The following is a 17,017-nucleotide window of genomic DNA, read 5'->3' as shown; positions in this document are numbered from 1 at the left end:
GTATGGCTCCAATCGAGTGTGTACCGCTCTGAGACAGAACGCACACCTGACTGGTAGGGCGGACAGACCGACGGCAACCGGTACTAGGAGGGACTGTCATCAAGGTGGGTGCCCCCCGTTCGGGCCAGCGGTCTGAAAGTGCGTCACCACGTGAGACGGCGACCCTACACAGTAAACTCGTTTATATTACCGGTACGTGATAGGACGTACACGTCCGAGCAGTCTATAACAGAACGTATCCCTATATACTGCGGGCGGACGGCGGACTCCGAGGACAACGCGACCCGGGCCGTGCAGTCAACTGTCGACCTGTTCTCGCGTCGCCTGCTGGAGGCCGATTTCCGCGACGTTGACCCCGTACTCGGCTGTCCGCCGGAGGCTGTCGATGACCAACCCGAGCACGTACGCTTCGCCGGGCACGTCGTGTTCGTAGAGGTCACGGTCGATGTCGTCCAGTCGGTCGGTGAACCGGTCCTGTCTGTCGAAGACATCGACGGCCGCGTCGATACCGGCGTCTGTGAGGATGATGTCGGCCGCATCGTCGACGACATCCCGAGCGGTCGCACCGAGGTCAGAGAGGAGTGTCGCGTACTCCTCGGAGATGGCGGCACCGGGTTCGATGGCGAACCGCGCGATTTTCTCCGCGTGGTCGGCGACGCGCTCGAACTGCCGGGCAGTGTAGTAGAACTCGAAGAGTTCGTCGCGACTCCGGTCCAGTTTCTCTACCTCGTGGAGGTCGGTCAGGGACCGCCGGAAGTGCCGCGTGACCATCGCGAACAGTTTGTCGGCCTCGTTGTCACGCTCGACGACGCGCCGCGCCAGTTCCTCGTCGCCCTCGACGACTGCAGTCACGGCGTCGCGGTGCATCGCCAGCACGACCAACCGGAGTCGGAGCGTACTCTTCCTGATGTTGACGTTCTCGGCGTCGATGAGGTTGGTCAGTTTGATGCGCGTGTCAGAGACCTGTAACACCTCGAACCCGGAGAGGCCGGCGAGCGTCTGCTCGACGAGTGTGCGTCGGTCGGCGGGATGTCCCGTCGTATCGACGAGCGTCATGGAGTCGACGCCGACGGTGTGTGCGGCGTGGACCTGCTGTCGAATCGCCGTCTCACCGTCCGTTGAGACGTCGACGGAGAGCGTGCGCTCGGCGGCATCGCGTCCACCGGTCGGTTCGACGAGGAGCGTCCCGTCACCGTTCGGGTGGAGCGTCAGGGCCGACCCGGATTCGATGCCGTGTTCCGTGGCCCACGACTTTGGTAGCGAGATGGTGTACGTAGTCCCGCCCGAGAGCTGAACTTTTCGGGTCTCCATATAGAAACCGTTCGGGAGTGGGCTACCCTTATTGTTGATATGAGGGGACTTGTTCGATATTGATTGGTTTATATCAGTACGGACAGTCCACGTGAGCGGGTCGAACCACCGTGCAGGCAGGCGGGTCTATGGAGTATATAGCAGTCCGAACAGTAGGGTGAACAGCCCTATTCCCGCCCGCATGGTCCTGCGAGTATGTCCCAACGAACGTGGCGGAGTCCCCGGGATGTCGCGCCACAGGGCCGTGACGCGACACTCGCACAGATTATCGAGGCCATCGAGCGGACCGCACCGGAGACGAAGGCCGACCTCGCGGAGCAAGTCGGCATCTCCGAGCAGTACCTCTCTGAACTGCTGCAGGAGTTGAAACAGGACGATATCGTTCGGAAGGCGTACGTCGTCGACGACGCCGCCGTGTACGACAACGCGGACGTGATATCGCGGCTCGAACCGGTCGGTGAGGGTGACGACTCGCCGAGTATCGACTCGGAGCGAGACGACGCCTCAGACACGTCGATGACGAGGCCCACCGACAGAGGTGAGGCCGTCCTGTCGTTGCTCGAACGACTCGACGACGTGACTGCGACGCAGTACGACGCGGCGCGGACAGTGTTCGTCGGCGAGGACCCGGACCGCTCTGCGACGGCACTGGAGTCGTTGACCAACGAGCGGTACTCGGCGGTCCTCTCGGAACTGAAATCCTACACGCTGACCACCGACTGGCCCGGCAACCGGGTCGCCTCGGACCTCGCCACCGTCGCGACGAACCTCGAAATCGTCGGCGACCGCGCGTGTTTCATCACCGACGTTATCGAGACCCAGGAAGTCGACGCGACCGGTGTGGTCGAACGGAGCGTCCGCGACATCTTCGCCGCGGGCGCGGAAATAAACGAGTCCTTCCGTGCCATCCTGTTCGACGGTGACCTCGGCGCGTACGACGAACTCGTGACCCACGAGGAGACGGTACACCGAGACTTGGACGAACTCTTCGAACTCATCACTGCCTACGACCCGGGGGTGTACGGGTATCTCGTGACCGTCACCCGGGCACTGGAGCGGGCGATTTACTACTGGGTCCACGCGGCCGAAATCGCCGTCCGCCTCCACTCCGGGGTTCGGCCGGACCACGTCATGATTTGATACCGTCAGCGGAAGGTACTCACTGTTGGCCTTTCTCCAAATTCGCTGCCGCCGTTCGGTTTCGAGGTGTTCCATCGCCCGGTCAGTGTGGCGGCGGCGGAAGCGCGTCGGCGAGAGGAGAGCATCAGTCGAGGGCCGGTGCGTCGGCCGTCGCGGGAGCGTACCGTTCGAGGAATGTATCGAGGTCGCGAAACGCGTCGAGTCGCTCGGCGAGCGTGTCGTGGTCCCAGTGCCACCACTCCGTGGCGTCGATACGGGCGGCGGTTTCGGTGGGGAACCGACGGCCGATTTGCTCCGCGGGAACGCCGCCGACGACGGTGTACGGTGCCACATCGTCGGTCACTACCGCGCCGGCCGCGACGACGGCACCGTTCCCGACGGACACACCCGGCAGGACTGTCGCGCCGTGGCCGACCCACACGTCGTGACCGACTTCGACCGGTTGGTCCGCCCGCCAGTCGAACACCCACTCGTCGTCGGCCCCGAGGCCGTACATCTCCGCCCGGTACGTGAAGTGGTGGGCCGTCGGGCGGTGAATCGGGTGGTTCGTGGGGCCGAGGCGCGCGTCCGAAGCGATGTTGCCGAACTTTCCGATAGTCGTGTGGTCACACTGGGCGCGCTCCATCAGGTACGTGTAGTCGTCGACGGTCGAGTGATGAACCCGGACTCCGGCCCGCAGTTCCGTCCATTCGCCGAGTTCGCTCTCGGAGATGTGAACCGGTTCGTGGAACGTCGGTTCGGGGCTGAGTTCGACCGTCCGATTCGGACCGTGAGCGTCGATGTACTGCATCGTCACTCTCGCCGTCCGGCCATCGACTTGACGATTTTCACCGGCTGGGAGAGGAGCGTCTCGATGACGCCCTTCGTCTCCACGTCGTCGTCCTCACGGAGGGACGAGCGCACGCGCTGGCTGAGGAGTTCCACCGTCCCCGTCAGCATGAGGATGAGGATGATACACGCCATCATCTCCGTGTAGTGGAACGTCTTGCGCTGGATGTCGAGTTCCAGTCCGAGACCGCCAGCCCCGATGAGACCGAGGCCGACGGCGACCCTGACGTTGTGTTCGAGGTCGAACGCCGTCCACGCGATGAACTGTCGGAACACCTGACTCAGCATCCCGAAGGAGATTATCTGAGTCCGGCCAGCACCGGTCGACTGGATGCCTTCGATGGGGCCGTCGGCGATTTCTTCGAGTTCGTCGGTGAACAGTCGTCCGAGGTAGCCGGTGGTGTCTATCATCACCGCGAGCGTCGCGGTGAACGGCGAGACACCGCCCAGCGGGATGAGGATGAGTACCCACACCAGTGCCGGGATGGCACGGATGAGGCTCATCGTCGCGCGGAACAGGAGGTTGAGCGGGTACGGGATGACGCGCTCGCTGGCGAGTACCCCGAAAAAGAGCGCGAGCGGCAGTCCGAGGATGGTCCCGGCGATGGCGATGGCGAGCGTCACCTGCGACGCACCGAACAGGTCCTCTGCGAGCATGAAGTTCCAGTACTGCATCACGTCGACGAACGGGATGAAGCCGAAGTACGTCGTGGGCGGGAAGTACTCCCCGAGTGCCTGGATGAACTGCGGAATCTGGTTGAACAGCTCCGTGAGCGAGAAGCCGACGGCTTCGAGACTGGCGTTGAATATGACGGCCACGACGACGATGCCGAGCCCCGTGTACAGTCGGCGGAGCGTCTTGCTCCGCTTCATGTCCGTCAGTTTCTGTTCGACGGCAGAGTCGCCTCCGCCCCCGAGTCCGAGGTACCGCTGGAGCGCGCCCAGCCGTGACCGGTCCGCACTCATGCCTCCACCCGCTTGTCCCTGTCTCTGTCGGTGTCCGTCGTGTCGTCGTGGTCCGCGAGGCCGACCGTTTCGACGCTCCCGTACAGGTCGTCGATGAGGTCAGGAGTGAGTTCGTCGTCCTCGACATCGAACAGGAGTTTCCCGTCCCGGAGGCCGATGAATCGCTCGCCGAAGTGCGCCGCGATGTTCACCTGATGGAGGCTCACGAGCGTCGTCACGTCCGCCGAGTCCGCGGCCTCATTGAGGTACTCCATCACCGTCTCGGCACTCGACGGGTCGAGACTGGCCACGGGTTCGTCGGCCAACAGGAGTCGGGGCTCCTGTACCAGTGCCCGCGCGATGCCGACCCGCTGTTGCTGGCCACCACTCATCTGGGATGTCTGCTGGTCAGCCTCGTCGAGCAGGCCGACGGTGTCGAGTGCCTCCAGTGCCCGCTCTTTGGTCGAGCGGTCCTGCCACTGGAAGATGCTTTCGAGAGTGCTGGTGTCGTCGAGCGAGCCAGTCAGCGCGTTCGTGAACGCCGAGACACCTTCGACGAGGTTGTGCTGCTGAAAAATCATCCCGACATCCGAGTTCGAACCACTCAGTGGCTCGCCGTCGAGATAGATGTCGCCACTCGTCGGCTCGGTCAAGCCGTTGATACACCGAAGCAGGGTAGACTTACCCGCACCGGATTCGCCCAGCAGGACGACGAACTCGTCCTCTATCTCGAAGGATACGTCCTCCACAGCGGTGACGTTACCGTACTCCTTTGTCAGATTCTCGATTGTCAGTGTACTCATAGTACTGAAAAGGCGGGTGGTAGTTACTCGCCGAGCTCGACGCCGACGGTGTTGAGTCGCTCGATGACCGGCTGGTACGCGTCCATCGAGGTGTCTTGCAGCGTCGTGAACGGCAGTTCTTCCTCGTTGTAGTCCTCGGGATAGTACTCCTCGATGAGCGACTGGTCCGAGTTCACGAGAACGTCCCTGATTTCTTCTTTCTTGTCCGATTCCCACGTTGCGCGGGCGTACATCGGCTGTTTCGGGATGGGGAAGGAGAACCAGAACGGTCGGAACTTGGGACTCTCCGTGTCGAGCGTGTCGAGGAACGAACTCTTGTCCAGAACTCGGTCGGGGAACTCAGAGCGGTACGACTCGGGGATGTGCGGGAGGCCGTTCCCGCCCCACGTCGTGGCGGAGTCGGCTTCGCCGTTGCCGAGTTTCTCCAGCGCGATGTCGTGGTTGGACCACGACCCCTCGAAGTCGACCGGGTCGCCGTCGGGCGCGTCCCCGATGTCGAGGCCGCCCTCTTCTTGAAGGGCATACAGCGCGAAAATGGAGCCACTGGTCGAGAGCCGGTCGGCGAACGCGTGGGTCTTCCCCTCGACGTCGGACAGTTCCTCGATGTCCGAGTCCTCGTTCGTGAGCATAATCGAGAAGTAGAACGCCGACCCACCGGTGACCGTCGTGCCGTACACGTCCATGAGGTCGGGGTTCGAGATGAGCGTGATGTCGTCCATCCCGATTTCCGCCTGCTCACTGTTCAGAGCCGGTCGGATTGCCGAGTAGTCCTGCGGGACCTGCATCTCGACGTCGACGCCGTCTACCTCGCCGTTGATGAGGTTCTGGACGGGTTTGTACCGTCGTCGGGCGTCCGCCGGTGTGCCCGGTGTCAGCAGCATCGTGACTTCCTCGACGTCGCTGGAACTGCCCCCGCCGAGGACGCCGGTACAGCCAGCGAGGCCAGCGATGGCGGCCGCACTCGCCCCACCGAGGAACTTCCGCCGTGTCGAACTCGTGTCCGTTCGTTCCGTGCCATCCGCCGCTCGCGTCCGTGTGGTGTCTGCCATCGACGGGGACAAACAACAGTACCCCGATAGTCGTTGTCTGCGTAGAGTCCAAAGGGTCGGGAACCCCGGAGACGAGTTCGGGTTCTGGCATCCTCGTGCAGTCTCTAGTCTATACTCGTCTGTACTATCTGACTTGGGACGGGTGTCGGTACGCGACCGGCTCACGGGAATAGAGAGTACCCAGCGTAGTGTTAAGTCGTAATCCGGGATTCGTTTATCCGATTCCATGGACGACCCAGCAGACAGGGCGGACAGGTTCGAGTTACTCGCCGCGTGCGAGGACGACGCCCTCGCGCGGATGGCCAACGGCGTACTCGAATCCGACCCGCAGTTGGCGGTGGTACAGGAGCCGAAGCCGCAGTTGCTGATGCAACAGGTCCGTGAACCGGTCGAACGCCGACTGTTCAACCTCGGGGAAGTCGTCGTCACGCCGGCGGAGGTGGAACTGGGCGGCGCGCGCGGGTTCTCGATGGTTCCGGGGAAAGCAGAACGTGCCGCGCTCTCCGGGGCTATCGTCGACGCCGCCGTCGCCGGTGACCACCCGAAGCAGTCGGAACTGACCGCCGAACTCGAACGGGTTGCCGACCGCCATCAGACCGAACGCAGGGAGGAGTGGAACGAGAGCAAACACACGGCAGTCGAGTTCGAGACGATGGAGGACGACCTGTGAGGGCACTCGGCCTCGACACCGTTCACGACACGCGGGCGACGTTCCGAGCACTCTGTGACGCGATGAGTCGGCCGGGTACAGTTCAGCACGTGCCGGGCGAACGCGGCGACCACGCCGTCGCCGCGACGCTTGTCGACCACGAAGTGACAGTCCACACCCCGGACGAGAGCCTCCGGGCGGCACTGGCGGCCAGTGGCCGGCTCGCGGCGGCCGACCCGACGGACGCGGACGTCGTTCACGCTGACGGCGTCCCGTCGTGGGACGTTCGTGACCTCGACCGTGGGTCGCTGGTCGAACCCAGCGACGGCTCGACGGTCGTCTACCGCGTCGAGCAGGTGTCCCCAAAGCCGGGAGGCGGAACGACACGGCTACACCTCTCCGGGCCGGGTGTCCCCGGCACACGGGCCGTGAGCGTGGGGCTTCCGGCCGAGGAAATCGAGGCGGTGGCCGACGCCCAGTCGACGTACCCGCGCGGAGTCGACGCGATACTCACTGCCGGGAACCGCGTCGTCGCACTGCCGCGGTCGGTCACGCTGGAGGTGGCCTGATGGGCTACATCGCGGTGACGGCCGGCGAAGAAATCATCGAGCGCGCCGAGGACTTGTTCGAGAAACAGCGACTCGACGACGACACCGACACCATCTCCGTCGCCCAAATCGAGGGGCAACTCGAACGAGTCGCGGGGCAGGCTATGAGCGAGGGCGGTCTCTACGCCCCGCGGCTGGCCGCGCTCGCGGTCAAGCAAGCACAGGGTGACACCGCCGAGGCCGCCTTCCTCCTGCGGGCGTACCGCTCGACGTTGGAGCGGTGGGACGAGACGGTCCCGGCGGACCCGAGCGAGATGTTCGCGACGCGGCGGGTCTCACCCGCCTACAAGGACGTGCCCGGCGGGCAGATACTCGGACCGACGAAAGACTACACTCAACGACTCCTCGACTTCGCGCTCGAATCGGAGGGCGACGAGACGGCCCCCGAAGACCCCACCGCCGAGTGGGACACCGGCGACGAGACGCCGGAGACGCTCACGAACGTCCTCGAAGTGCTCCGTCAGGAGGGCCTCGTCCACGAACCGCAGACAGACCACGAGGGCGACCCAGCGGACACGACGCGCGACGCCGTGACCCATCCGGCGAGTCGGGACGAGGTGTTACAGGAACTCGCCCGCGGGGAGACCGGTGCAATCACCGCGCTCGGCTACTCCGCACTCCGGGGGTACGGACAGGTCCACCCGACGCTCGCGGAGGTCCGCGTCGGGCGGTTACCGGTGAAAATCGAACACCCGTACACGGGCGAGACGGTGACCGTTACCGACATCGAGGTCAGCGAGAGCGAGGCTGTCGTCCCGGTGTACGCGAAACGGGACGACCCGCAGTTCGCCTTCGGGTACGGTCTCACCTTCGGCCGGAACGAGCGGAAAGCCATCGCCGCCACGATACTGGACGCGTCGATACAACTCGACGGGTCGGACCCGGCCGAGGACGCCGAGTTCGTCCTCGACGTGGTCGACGGGATGGACGCCTTCGGCTTCATCGAACACCTCAAACTCCCGCACTACGTGACGTTCCAGTCCATCCTCGACCGTATCCGGTCCATCCGGGAGCGCAAGGGCGTTGCAGGGCCGGACGGCGACATCGGCGACACCGGCGAGACAAAGCGCGATGACGAACCCGCGGCCCCGGAGGTGAGTGACGATGACTGATATCGACGCTGACGCCGCCGTCGACACGGAGTCCGTCGACGCGGCACTCGACTCCCTCGACAGCGAAGGACTGGACGGCTACAACTACGCGTACCTCGACGAGCACACGAAGCGAGAGGTCAGGCGGTCGGTGCTGAAAGCCATCGCACTGCCCGGTCATCAGGTTCCGTACGCCTCGCGCCCGATGCCGCTGGCGCGTGGGTGGGGGACTGGCGGTATCCAAACCTCCCTCTCCCTGTTGGGGCCGGACGACACGTTCAAAGTCGTCGACCAAGGCTCCGACGAATCGGTGAACGCGGCCAACATCCGCCGCCTCGCGGAGAACACGGCCGAGGTCGAGACGACGACGGACATCACCGACGCCGACGTGATTCAGACTCGCCACCGGATTCCCGAGGAAGTCCTGACCGAGGACCAGATTCTCGTCCTCCAAGTCCCCATCACCGACCCGCTTCGGAAGGTGGATTCGAGCGACGCGGCGAACCGTCGGCGTCACGCCCACCGAAACTACGGAAAGATGTGGGTCCACCTCTACGAGAACGTCGTGGAGTGGGGCGAAATCAACATCGCGTCCCGGTACCCGACGATGGTCGGGGACCGCTACCTGATGGACCCGTCACCCATCCCGCGGTGGGACGTACCGAAACTCGACGACGCGGACAACCTGTTCGTGTTCGCGGCGGGACGCGAGGCACGCATCTACGCCGTGCCGCCGCACACCTCGGTCGAACCGCTCGCCTTCGAGGACAAGGAGTTTCAGGTCGAGCGGTTCCCCGAGCAGGCATGTCGCGCCTGTGGCTCGACGGACACCTACCTCACGGAAGTCGAGACGGACGACGGGACGCGGGTCTACGCCTGCAACGACACGTCGTTCTGTCTCAAGCGACAGGAGGACCCCGACCTCCCGAAGGACCACCACTGCGACGCGGACGGCGTGGACTGGGGACCGGGGACACCAAACGGCGACACAACGGACAAGACCGGAGGTGACGGCCAGTGACCCTCCTCTCTGCGGAGGGCTTGACGAAAGTGTACGGCGAGGGATGTCCCGCCTGCCGGGAGCGGACCGGCGACGCGGCGGGGACGAACCAGTGTCCCGAGTGTGGGAGCGTCGTCGCCTGTGCGGACGTCGACCTCGGCGTCGAGGAGGGCGAGGTCCTCGGCATCGTGGGCGAGTCGGGGTCCGGAAAGTCCAGCCTCGCGGAGCTGCTGGCACTGGCCCCCGACGAGGACGGACACAGCGACGGTGCGGTGCGATACGCACACCACGACGGGAACCTGCTCGACGTGGACTACGAGACACGTCACAGACTCAGAAACAGCGACATCAGTCTCGTCCACCAGCACATCCGCGACGGCCTCGAACTCGATTTCTCCGGCGGCGGGAACGTTGCCGAGAAACTGCTCTCGGCCGGGTGGCGCGACTACGAGGCAGTCCGCGAACGCGTCGCGTCGCTGTTCGAGGAGACGGAAGTGCCCGTCTCACGGATGGACGACCAGACACACACCTACTCCGGTGGGATGCAACGCCGGGTGCAAATCGCTCGGGCACTCGCCAACGACCCCGAAGTGGTCGTCCTCGACGAACCGACGACGGGGTTGGACGTAAGCGTCCAAGCCCGCGTGTTGGACATGTTCCGACGCGTCCAGCGCGAAGAGGGCGTCGCGGCCGTCGTCGTCTCTCACGACTTGGGCGTGGTCAGACTGCTCGCCGACCGGACGCTGGTGATGCGTCACGGACGGGTGGTCGAATCGGGCCTCACGGACCGGGTCATGGAGGACCCACACCACGAGTACACGCAGACACTAATCAATTCAGTGATATAATGACAGTACTGACAGTCGAGAGTCTCGACAAGACGTTCGACATGCACGTCCTCGGCGACAAGCAAGTCGTCGGACTGGACGACGTGACGTTCTCCGTCGACGCCGGCGAATTCGTCGCCGTCGTCGGCGAGTCCGGCAGCGGCAAGTCGTCGCTGCTGAAATGTATCTACCGGACCTACGAACCGTCCGGTGGGCGAGTCGTCTACCACGGTGCGGACGGGACGGTCGATTTGGCGTCGTGTGACGACCGCACGGTACTCGGCCTCCGCGGGGACGCCATCGGGTACACGTCGCAGTTCCTCGACGAGATTCCGCGGGTCCCTGCGGTCGATGTCGTCGCCCGGCCGCTCAGAGAGCGCGGATGTGAGGGCGAAACAGCCCGTGAGCGTGCCGAAATGCTGTTGTCACGGCTCGGCCTCCCCGAGGAACTGTGGGCGGCGTATCCGGCGACGTTCTCGGGCGGCGAGCGCCAGCGGGTCAACCTCGCACAGGCAATCGCGCCGAAACCGGACCTCCTCCTGTTGGACGAACCGACCAGCGCGCTCGACCCGGAGACGCGGGCGGCGGCCATCGACCTGCTCGGCGAGTACCTCGACGACGGGACGACGGTTCTCGGTGTCTTCCACAACCGCGACGTGGTCGAGGCAGTCGCCGACCGGGTGGTCGTCCTCGACGACGCACAGGTCGAGCGTGTCGTCCCCATCGCGGAGTACGAGGGGGAGGTGGTCGCGTGACGCCCCAGCGTGCCGTCGGCGAGACCACGACAGTCGTGCGGAACGGTCGAATCGTCACACCCGACGCGGTTGTCGAGGGTGGCGTCCGCGTCGAGGGCGACCGCATCGTCGCCGTCGGGGACGTGTCCGAAGACGCGGACGAGACCATCGACGCTGCGGGTCGCCTCGTCCTGCCGGGCTTGGTCGACCTGCACGGCGACGACATCGAGTCCCACCTCCACCCCCGCTCCGGGGCACGGATGGACACGCACATGGCACTCGCCACCGCAGACCGGGCGAACCTCGCCGCCGGTATCACTACGAAGTTCCACGCTATCTCCTTCGAGGTCGACCCGGACGAGAACCGCTCGCCCGAACTCGGTGCCGAGATTACCGACGCCGTCGAGACGGCCGACGACTTGCTGGCCGACCACCGCATTCACGCCCGGTGTGAGGTCACACAACCGGAGTGTGTCGACGCCGTGGAGGCGGTCATCACGGCCGGCGACGCCGCGCTCGTCTCGGTGATGAGTCACATCCCCGGGAAGGGGCAGTTCCGTGACCGAGACGCCTTCATCGACTACTACCGCAACTCACAGCAACACACCGTCGAGGAAGCGGAGGAGATGATAGACGAACGCGGCGACATCGCACACGACACCATCCGGGAGCGAGTCGACCGGATAGCCGGTGCCGCGGCCGACCGAGACATTCCGATAGCCTCCCACGACGACGAAGACCCGGCGGAAGTCACGCGTCTCGACAGCGTCGGCGTCGGCATCAGTGAGTATCCCATCACGCTCGACACTGCCGAACGGGCGGCCGACCTCGGGATGGCCGTGGCGATGGGCGCGCCGAACCTCGTCCGCGGCGAGAGCCAGTGGGGGAACCTCCGAACGGCGGACGCAATCGACGCCGGCGTAGTGGACGCCTTGGTCGCGGACTACCACCCGCCGTCCTTGCTCGCCGCGGCGTTCGTCGACACCGGCGAACCGCTCCCGGCCAGAGTCCACCGCGTGACTGCTGGACCCGCAGACGCCGTCGGACTCGAGGACCGGGGGCGTCTCGAACCCGGGAACCGGGCGGACCTCGTCGTCGTGGACGAGGCACCGACGCCGACGGTCACACGGGCACTCGTCGGCGGGCGACCGGTATACCGTGCGACGGACATCGACGGGGTGAGCCGATGACCGAAGCGTCACTCGGGGCGGCGATGGACGTCCGCTTCGGCGCGACTGTCGAGGAGTTCCTGACGTACATCACGGACCTCGGCCTCAACCACGTCGAGTTCAAACACGAGTACCTCTGTGGCCACCCGGACACGCCGGACCCGTCGACGGTTCGGGAACTGGCCGAGAGTTACGACGTGTCGGTCACCTACCACGCGCCGTTTCGGGACTGGAACCCGGCGAGTTTCAACGACGCCGTGCGGGAGGCGTCAGTCCAGCAGGTCAAGCGGACGTTGGACGACGCCCACGAGGCGGGTGCCGACGCCGTCGTCGTCCACGGCGGGTCGGTTCCACACCGCTACCCCGAGTGGGTGAAAGAGACGGCCAGAGAGAACGCGATGCGGTCGCTCGCGGAGGCGGCACAGTACGCCCAGCTGGTCGGCGTGCCCCTCTGTCTGGAGAACCAACCGCGGGACGGCTCGAAACGGCGATACACCACCTCACCCACCGACCTCGGAGCGGCGTTGGACGCCGTCGACGTGACGCCCGATATCCTCGGCGTGACGCTCGACGTGGGCCACGCGAAGGTCAACGGGCACGACTGGGACGCGTTCGTGGAGCGGTTCGGCGACCGAATCCGCGTGTGTCACCTGCACGACAACGACGGGACGAGCGACCAGCACGAACCGCTGACCGACTACGAGGGCGTCGTCGAGTCCGTTCCCGCGGATAATTTCGTCTTCGAGACCAAGTCGGTTACCGACGTGGCGGCGAGCATCGGTGCGGAAACAACACCTATCGCAACGGAACTTCCGACAGATGTCTGAACGCCGAGAACGAATCGAATGTCCATACGACGCAATCGTCTTCGACAACGACGGCGTCATCGTGGAACCGACCGATAGGGACGTGATAGTGGATGCAGTCGTCGAGACGTTCCGGGAGTTCGACGTGGACGTGGACCGCTCACACGCGGAGTGGACTGTCGCGTCGGCTGCTGGCCCGACGGAGGCGGTCCACGAGGACCACGACATCGACGCCGCAGCGTTCTGGCGACGGCGGGAAGCGAAAGCCGCGGACGCACAGTGTGCCGCGGTCCGGGCTGGAGGGAAGCAGGTGTACGACGACGTGAACGCGCTCGACGCGTTCGACACGCCGCTCGGCCTCGTCAGTAACAACCAGCACGCGACGGTCGAGTTCCTCCTCGATTACCACGGTCTCGACGGCCGGTTCGAGACTGCCTACGGCCGTCACCCCACAGTCACGGGTGCGGAGCGGCGAAAGCCCGACCCTCACTACATCGAGACGGCACTCGACGACATCGGGACGACGGACGCGCTCTACGTCGGGGACTCCGAGAAAGATATCGTCGCCGCTCAGCGGGCCGGTATCGACGCCGCATTCCTGCGGCGCGACCACGTCGCCGAGGTCGACCTGTCCGTCTCACCGACGTACGAAGTACCTGACCTCGATGCACTCGTGGGGACACTCTCCGGGCAGTCGAGAACCGAGTCGGACTGAGACGGTACCGTTGTTCCTGCCTACGTAGGTTTTAATTCTCAGAGGCACGGAACGACTTATGTGACCGCCGAGTGAACCCGTGGTTCATGGCGACGACAGACCAAGAGTTCTTCCTCGACAACGACCGCACACACGAGTTCATCGACACGGTTCGAGACATCACCGACCGACACGACGACGTGGACGACAGAGACGAGATACACGACCTGTTGTCGGAGATGCACGACCCGTTCGAGGCACTGCTCGTGGACGACGAGTGGCTCCCGGAACTGTACGCCAACTCGCCACCGGAGGACTACGACGACCACGGCGAGATGGGGCGCGACATCGCACAGTGGTTGCTCTACCGGAGCGACGACCTCGTGTTGTTCAGCCTCGTCATCCCGCCGGAGGTGGAGACGCCGGTTCACGACCATCTCGCGTGGGGACTGGTCGGTCTCTACGGTGGCCAGCAGGAAGAGTCGTTCTACCGCCGTGTAGACGAGATGGACAACGACATCGGCCCGGCAGAGCTAGAACTGGACCGCGTACAGGAGCAGGGCCGTGGCGACTTCTACGAACTCGTCCCGCCCGAGGACGACATTCACAAGGTGAAGACCAGTTCCGACGAACCGAGCGTGAGCATCCACCTGCTCGGCGCGGACGTGGGGTGTGTCCAACGACACGCCTTCGACCCGGACGACGACTTCGTGGAGCAGTTCATGTCCCACTACACGAACGTCCGGTGTGACACGAACGGCCTCGTGCAGGACGACCACTGAATCGGCAGGCAGGGCTGACTACACGTCCGGGTTGACGACTGTATCCGGGCGACCACCGGAGAGGACAGTGTCGATTTTCTCGGCCGCCGCGTTCGCGGCGCGGGGCGGGTACCCGTCGGTCGCACTGGCCACGTGCGGTGTGAGATAGACACGAGGGTGACCGACGAGCGGGTGGTCCGACGCCGGCGGTTCCTCGGCGAGCACGTCGAGTGCGGCGCGTTCCAACTGCCCCGAATCGAGAGCGGCGACGAGCGCGTCCTCGTCGACACATCCGCCGCGGCCGGTGTTGACGAGGTAGCCGCCCGCAAGCGCGTCGAGTTCGACCTCGCCCACCATATTCTCGGTGCGGTCGGTCAGCGGCGTGTGGAGCGTAACGAGGTCCGACCGCCGGAACAGTTCGTCTTTCCCGACCAGTTCCACGCCGGCGGCTTCCATCTCGTCGCGGCTCACCCGGGGCCAAATATCCGAGTCGAGCGTCCCGGCGACGTAGGGGTCGTACCCGATGACGTCGGCCCCGTACGCCTCGGAGACGGTCCGCGCCACGCGAGAGCCGACGAACCCGAGTCCGACTACGCCGACGGTTTGCTGGCTCAGTTCGGGTGCCGGGTCACGTGACCACTCGCCCCGCGCCGTTCGCTCGAACCGCTCCGGGAACTCACGCAACAAGACGGTCAGCATCGCGACGGTGTGTTCGACCACCGCGGGGCCGGGTCCCTCGGGGTTGTGCGTGACGACAACGCCGTTCCGGGTGGCGGCCGTCACGTCGATGTGGTCGTACCCGGACCCGTGGACAGCGATGACCTGCAAGTCGTGGGCGGCGTCGATGACTGTCTCGGTCATCTCGCCAGCGCGAAGGAACACAGCGTCTTTGCCTTCGAGGGCGGCTGTCAGTTCATCGTCAGCGTGGACGTGTAACGTTCCGGGCGGTAGTTCCAGTTGGGAAATCGTGTACGGGTCGCCGAGTTCGTCGGCAAACGTCTCGATATCGATGGGGTGCGACTCACTCGTGACGACGAGGACATCCGGCATAGTCAGACCCAGTCTACCCGACGACAATGCTCTTTCGGCGAGTCACTGTCTCGGAGCCGGTTCGAACGAAGTGACACCGCGAGGGAAATGTCGCGAGTGCGGTAGACAGACTGTATCATGGGTATATTTTGCAATGGTTCGTGAGATTAACAGTCGGGCTAATAGTGGCATTATTTCTATCGTTGCTGCTACAGTTATAGTACTAGTAATTAAAAGCTAAAGTATACGTAGGCTCGTCACGGGTATCCGGCGAAGGACGAGCATGAGGGGCCTATCCACGTTCGACACGCATATCACGGAGAAAAATCGAGAGAGAGGGTGTTTGCTCGCTGCTTTCTAAGACGACACGCGAGCAAACGCGATGCGGCTCGAGACAGTAAAAATGCAGATTTTTTGTTAGTAATATCGTTTCATATCTTTCGAAGAATTTCAAAACAGTTTTGGAAGTCGTCTTGCCGAAATGACTGGTCCTGACGCCTACCCATTACATAACTATAGTTGTAATTTCGAGCGACCGGTCGCCAACGCGGTACAACCACAGTGCCAACCTCGGAGCAGTCGCAGTACGAAGAAACAGCGGCACCCCGACCAGAGTTGCACGACTATTTTATTTTTGTGGCTATATTTTTGATACCGTTGTGCTATTTTCGCTATATTCGTTGCTCTACCATATATATCACGTTGAGCGGTGAGAGTCTCTATTTCCTATTCGGAAACGGTAGTGAGGTGTGGAGGGATTACGGTGGACCCTCAGGAGTGCGCTATGTTGAGTTCGACTTCGTTGACGAGGCTCAACAGGAGGTCGGGATACTCCTCGTCCATCGGTTGCCCGCGCATCCGATGTGTCGGCCCCGAGACGACGAACGCGCCGAGTACCGTCCCGTCGGGTTTCGTCATCGGCGCGGCGACGGCGTAGAGGCCGCGTGTGCTCTCTCCGAGGCTGTACGCGATACCGCGGTCCCGCGTCGTTTCGAGTTCCTCGAACAGTTCCTCACGGTCGGTGATGGTCGCGTCCGTCGCCCGCGGGAGGCCGTGCTGGTCGAGAATCTCCTCGACGCGCTCGCGGGGAAGTTGCGAGAGAATCGCCTTCCCCGAAGCAGTCTGGTGGAGGAACATCCGTTTGCCGGGGCGGGTGCGCGTCGGAACGCCGTTGGTCCCCGTCTCGCGGTAGAGAACGACGGACTTGCCGCTCTGTTCGGTCATACACTGTGCCACCTCACCGGTCTCCGTCGCGAGTTCCTGAACCTTGGTCTTGATGACGTTCGCGCGCGGGAACTGCGCTCTGACGTACCCGCCGATGTCCAGAAACCGGAAGCTCAGACTGTATCTATCGCCGTCTTTGACGACGTACCCGTGCGCGACGAGCGTCGCGAGGTGCTTGTGGACGGCACTCTTCGAGAGTCCCGTCTCTTCGGCTATCTCGGTGACGCGCCCGCCGTCGTTTCGCTTCAACTCATCGACGACCCGGAATGTCGTCCCGAGACTCTTTATCGGGGCGTCCACGTCGTTCCCGTCCGCGCGGGGTGTCGCGTCGTCGGTCATACCCGACACG

18 protein-coding genes are annotated in these 17,017 nt (G+C 64.1%); 11 read left to right on the top strand and 7 right to left on the bottom strand.

The window, feature by feature from the left end:
- Positions 1-297: 297 nt before the first annotated feature.
- Positions 298-1,311 (bottom strand): phosphate uptake regulator PhoU, encoded by a 1,014-nt coding sequence (locus tag MUG95_RS15460; protein ID WP_247010531.1) that lies wholly within the window; start codon positions 1,309-1,311, stop codon positions 298-300.
- Between the two features lie 195 nt (positions 1,312-1,506).
- Here MUG95_RS15460 and MUG95_RS15455 point away from each other — a divergent pair, with 195 nt between their 5' ends.
- Positions 1,507-2,451: a winged helix-turn-helix domain-containing protein gene (locus MUG95_RS15455; protein ID WP_247010530.1), complete on the top strand. Its 945-nt coding sequence runs from the start codon at positions 1,507-1,509 to the stop codon at positions 2,449-2,451.
- A gap of 124 nt (positions 2,452-2,575) precedes the next feature.
- Here MUG95_RS15455 and MUG95_RS15450 read toward each other — a convergent pair whose 3' ends face one another.
- The 4 genes from MUG95_RS15450 to MUG95_RS15435 are packed head-to-tail and all read right to left on the bottom strand — an operon-like array spanning position 2,576 to position 6,076.
- Entirely contained in the window at positions 2,576-3,241 is a 666-nt protein-coding gene (locus MUG95_RS15450; protein WP_247010529.1) for a DapH/DapD/GlmU-related protein, read from the bottom strand.
- A 2-nt stretch (positions 3,242-3,243) separates the two neighbouring features.
- A complete protein-coding gene (gene phnE, locus MUG95_RS15445) occupies positions 3,244-4,245 on the bottom strand; it encodes a phosphonate ABC transporter, permease protein PhnE (RefSeq protein ID WP_247010528.1) in 1,002 nt (333 codons plus the stop codon).
- Complete coding sequence (locus tag MUG95_RS15440) at positions 4,242-5,027, bottom strand: phosphonate ABC transporter ATP-binding protein (protein WP_247010527.1); 786 nt, start codon at positions 5,025-5,027, stop codon at positions 4,242-4,244. Before MUG95_RS15440 ends, phnE begins: the two co-directional genes overlap by 4 nt.
- A 23-nt stretch (positions 5,028-5,050) precedes the next feature.
- Positions 5,051-6,076 carry a PhnD/SsuA/transferrin family substrate-binding protein gene (locus MUG95_RS15435; RefSeq protein WP_247010526.1) on the bottom strand — a complete coding sequence of 342 codons (1,026 nt, stop codon included), beginning with the start codon at positions 6,074-6,076 and terminating at the stop codon, positions 5,051-5,053.
- A 226-nt stretch (positions 6,077-6,302) separates the two neighbouring features.
- On the opposite strand from MUG95_RS15435, the gene phnG reads away from it, so the two are divergent.
- From phnG to MUG95_RS15385, 10 genes are all read left to right on the top strand, one after another.
- Entirely contained in the window at positions 6,303-6,746 is a 444-nt protein-coding gene (gene phnG / locus MUG95_RS15430) for a phosphonate C-P lyase system protein PhnG (protein WP_247010525.1), read from the top strand.
- Positions 6,743-7,294 carry a phosphonate C-P lyase system protein PhnH gene (gene phnH / locus MUG95_RS15425; RefSeq protein WP_247010524.1) on the top strand — a complete coding sequence of 184 codons (552 nt, stop codon included), beginning with the start codon at positions 6,743-6,745 and terminating at the stop codon, positions 7,292-7,294. Before phnG ends, phnH begins: the two co-directional genes overlap by 4 nt.
- Positions 7,294-8,445 (top strand): carbon-phosphorus lyase complex subunit PhnI, encoded by a 1,152-nt coding sequence (locus MUG95_RS15420; protein WP_247010523.1) that lies wholly within the window; start codon positions 7,294-7,296, stop codon positions 8,443-8,445. The genes phnH and MUG95_RS15420 overlap by 1 nt, the downstream gene beginning before the upstream one ends.
- Positions 8,438-9,445: an alpha-D-ribose 1-methylphosphonate 5-phosphate C-P-lyase PhnJ gene (locus MUG95_RS15415; RefSeq protein WP_247010522.1), complete on the top strand. Its 1,008-nt coding sequence runs from the start codon at positions 8,438-8,440 to the stop codon at positions 9,443-9,445. The genes MUG95_RS15420 and MUG95_RS15415 overlap by 8 nt, the downstream gene beginning before the upstream one ends.
- Complete coding sequence (locus tag MUG95_RS15410; RefSeq protein ID WP_247010521.1) at positions 9,442-10,272, top strand: ATP-binding cassette domain-containing protein; 831 nt, start codon at positions 9,442-9,444, stop codon at positions 10,270-10,272. The genes MUG95_RS15415 and MUG95_RS15410 overlap by 4 nt, the downstream gene beginning before the upstream one ends.
- On the top strand, positions 10,272-11,006 hold the full coding sequence (locus MUG95_RS15405; protein WP_247010520.1) for a phosphonate C-P lyase system protein PhnL: 735 nt from the start codon (positions 10,272-10,274) through the stop codon (positions 11,004-11,006). Before MUG95_RS15410 ends, MUG95_RS15405 begins: the two co-directional genes overlap by 1 nt.
- Entirely contained in the window at positions 11,003-12,175 is a 1,173-nt protein-coding gene (locus tag MUG95_RS15400) for an alpha-D-ribose 1-methylphosphonate 5-triphosphate diphosphatase (protein WP_247010519.1), read from the top strand. The genes MUG95_RS15405 and MUG95_RS15400 overlap by 4 nt, the downstream gene beginning before the upstream one ends.
- On the top strand, positions 12,172-12,981 hold the full coding sequence (locus MUG95_RS15395) for a sugar phosphate isomerase/epimerase family protein (RefSeq protein WP_247010518.1): 810 nt from the start codon (positions 12,172-12,174) through the stop codon (positions 12,979-12,981). The genes MUG95_RS15400 and MUG95_RS15395 overlap by 4 nt, the downstream gene beginning before the upstream one ends.
- The gene (locus MUG95_RS15390; RefSeq protein ID WP_247010517.1) at positions 12,974-13,675 is read left to right on the top strand and encodes an HAD family hydrolase; all 702 of its coding nucleotides are present in this window, start codon (positions 12,974-12,976) and stop codon (positions 13,673-13,675) included. Before MUG95_RS15395 ends, MUG95_RS15390 begins: the two co-directional genes overlap by 8 nt.
- A gap of 86 nt (positions 13,676-13,761) precedes the next feature.
- The gene (locus MUG95_RS15385) at positions 13,762-14,436 is read left to right on the top strand and encodes a cysteine dioxygenase family protein (protein ID WP_247010516.1); all 675 of its coding nucleotides are present in this window, start codon (positions 13,762-13,764) and stop codon (positions 14,434-14,436) included.
- Positions 14,437-14,454: 18 nt separating this feature from the next.
- Here the strand turns inward: MUG95_RS15385 and MUG95_RS15380 are convergent, their stop codons facing one another.
- Positions 14,455-15,465 (bottom strand): NAD(P)-dependent oxidoreductase, encoded by a 1,011-nt coding sequence (locus MUG95_RS15380; RefSeq protein ID WP_247010515.1) that lies wholly within the window; start codon positions 15,463-15,465, stop codon positions 14,455-14,457.
- 750 nt (positions 15,466-16,215) lie between these two features.
- Positions 16,216-17,007, bottom strand: coding sequence for an IclR family transcriptional regulator (locus MUG95_RS15375; protein WP_247010514.1), 792 nt, complete (start codon positions 17,005-17,007; stop codon positions 16,216-16,218).
- Positions 17,008-17,017 lie beyond the last annotated feature (10 nt).

Origin of the sequence: Halorientalis litorea, assembly GCF_023028225.1 — an archaeon.
In the GTDB taxonomy this organism is placed as follows: Archaea; Halobacteriota; Halobacteria; order Halobacteriales; family Haloarculaceae; genus Halorientalis; species Halorientalis litorea.
The sequence above is the reverse complement of the archived record's forward strand: the minus strand, read 5'-3'. Positions and strand labels throughout refer to the sequence as shown.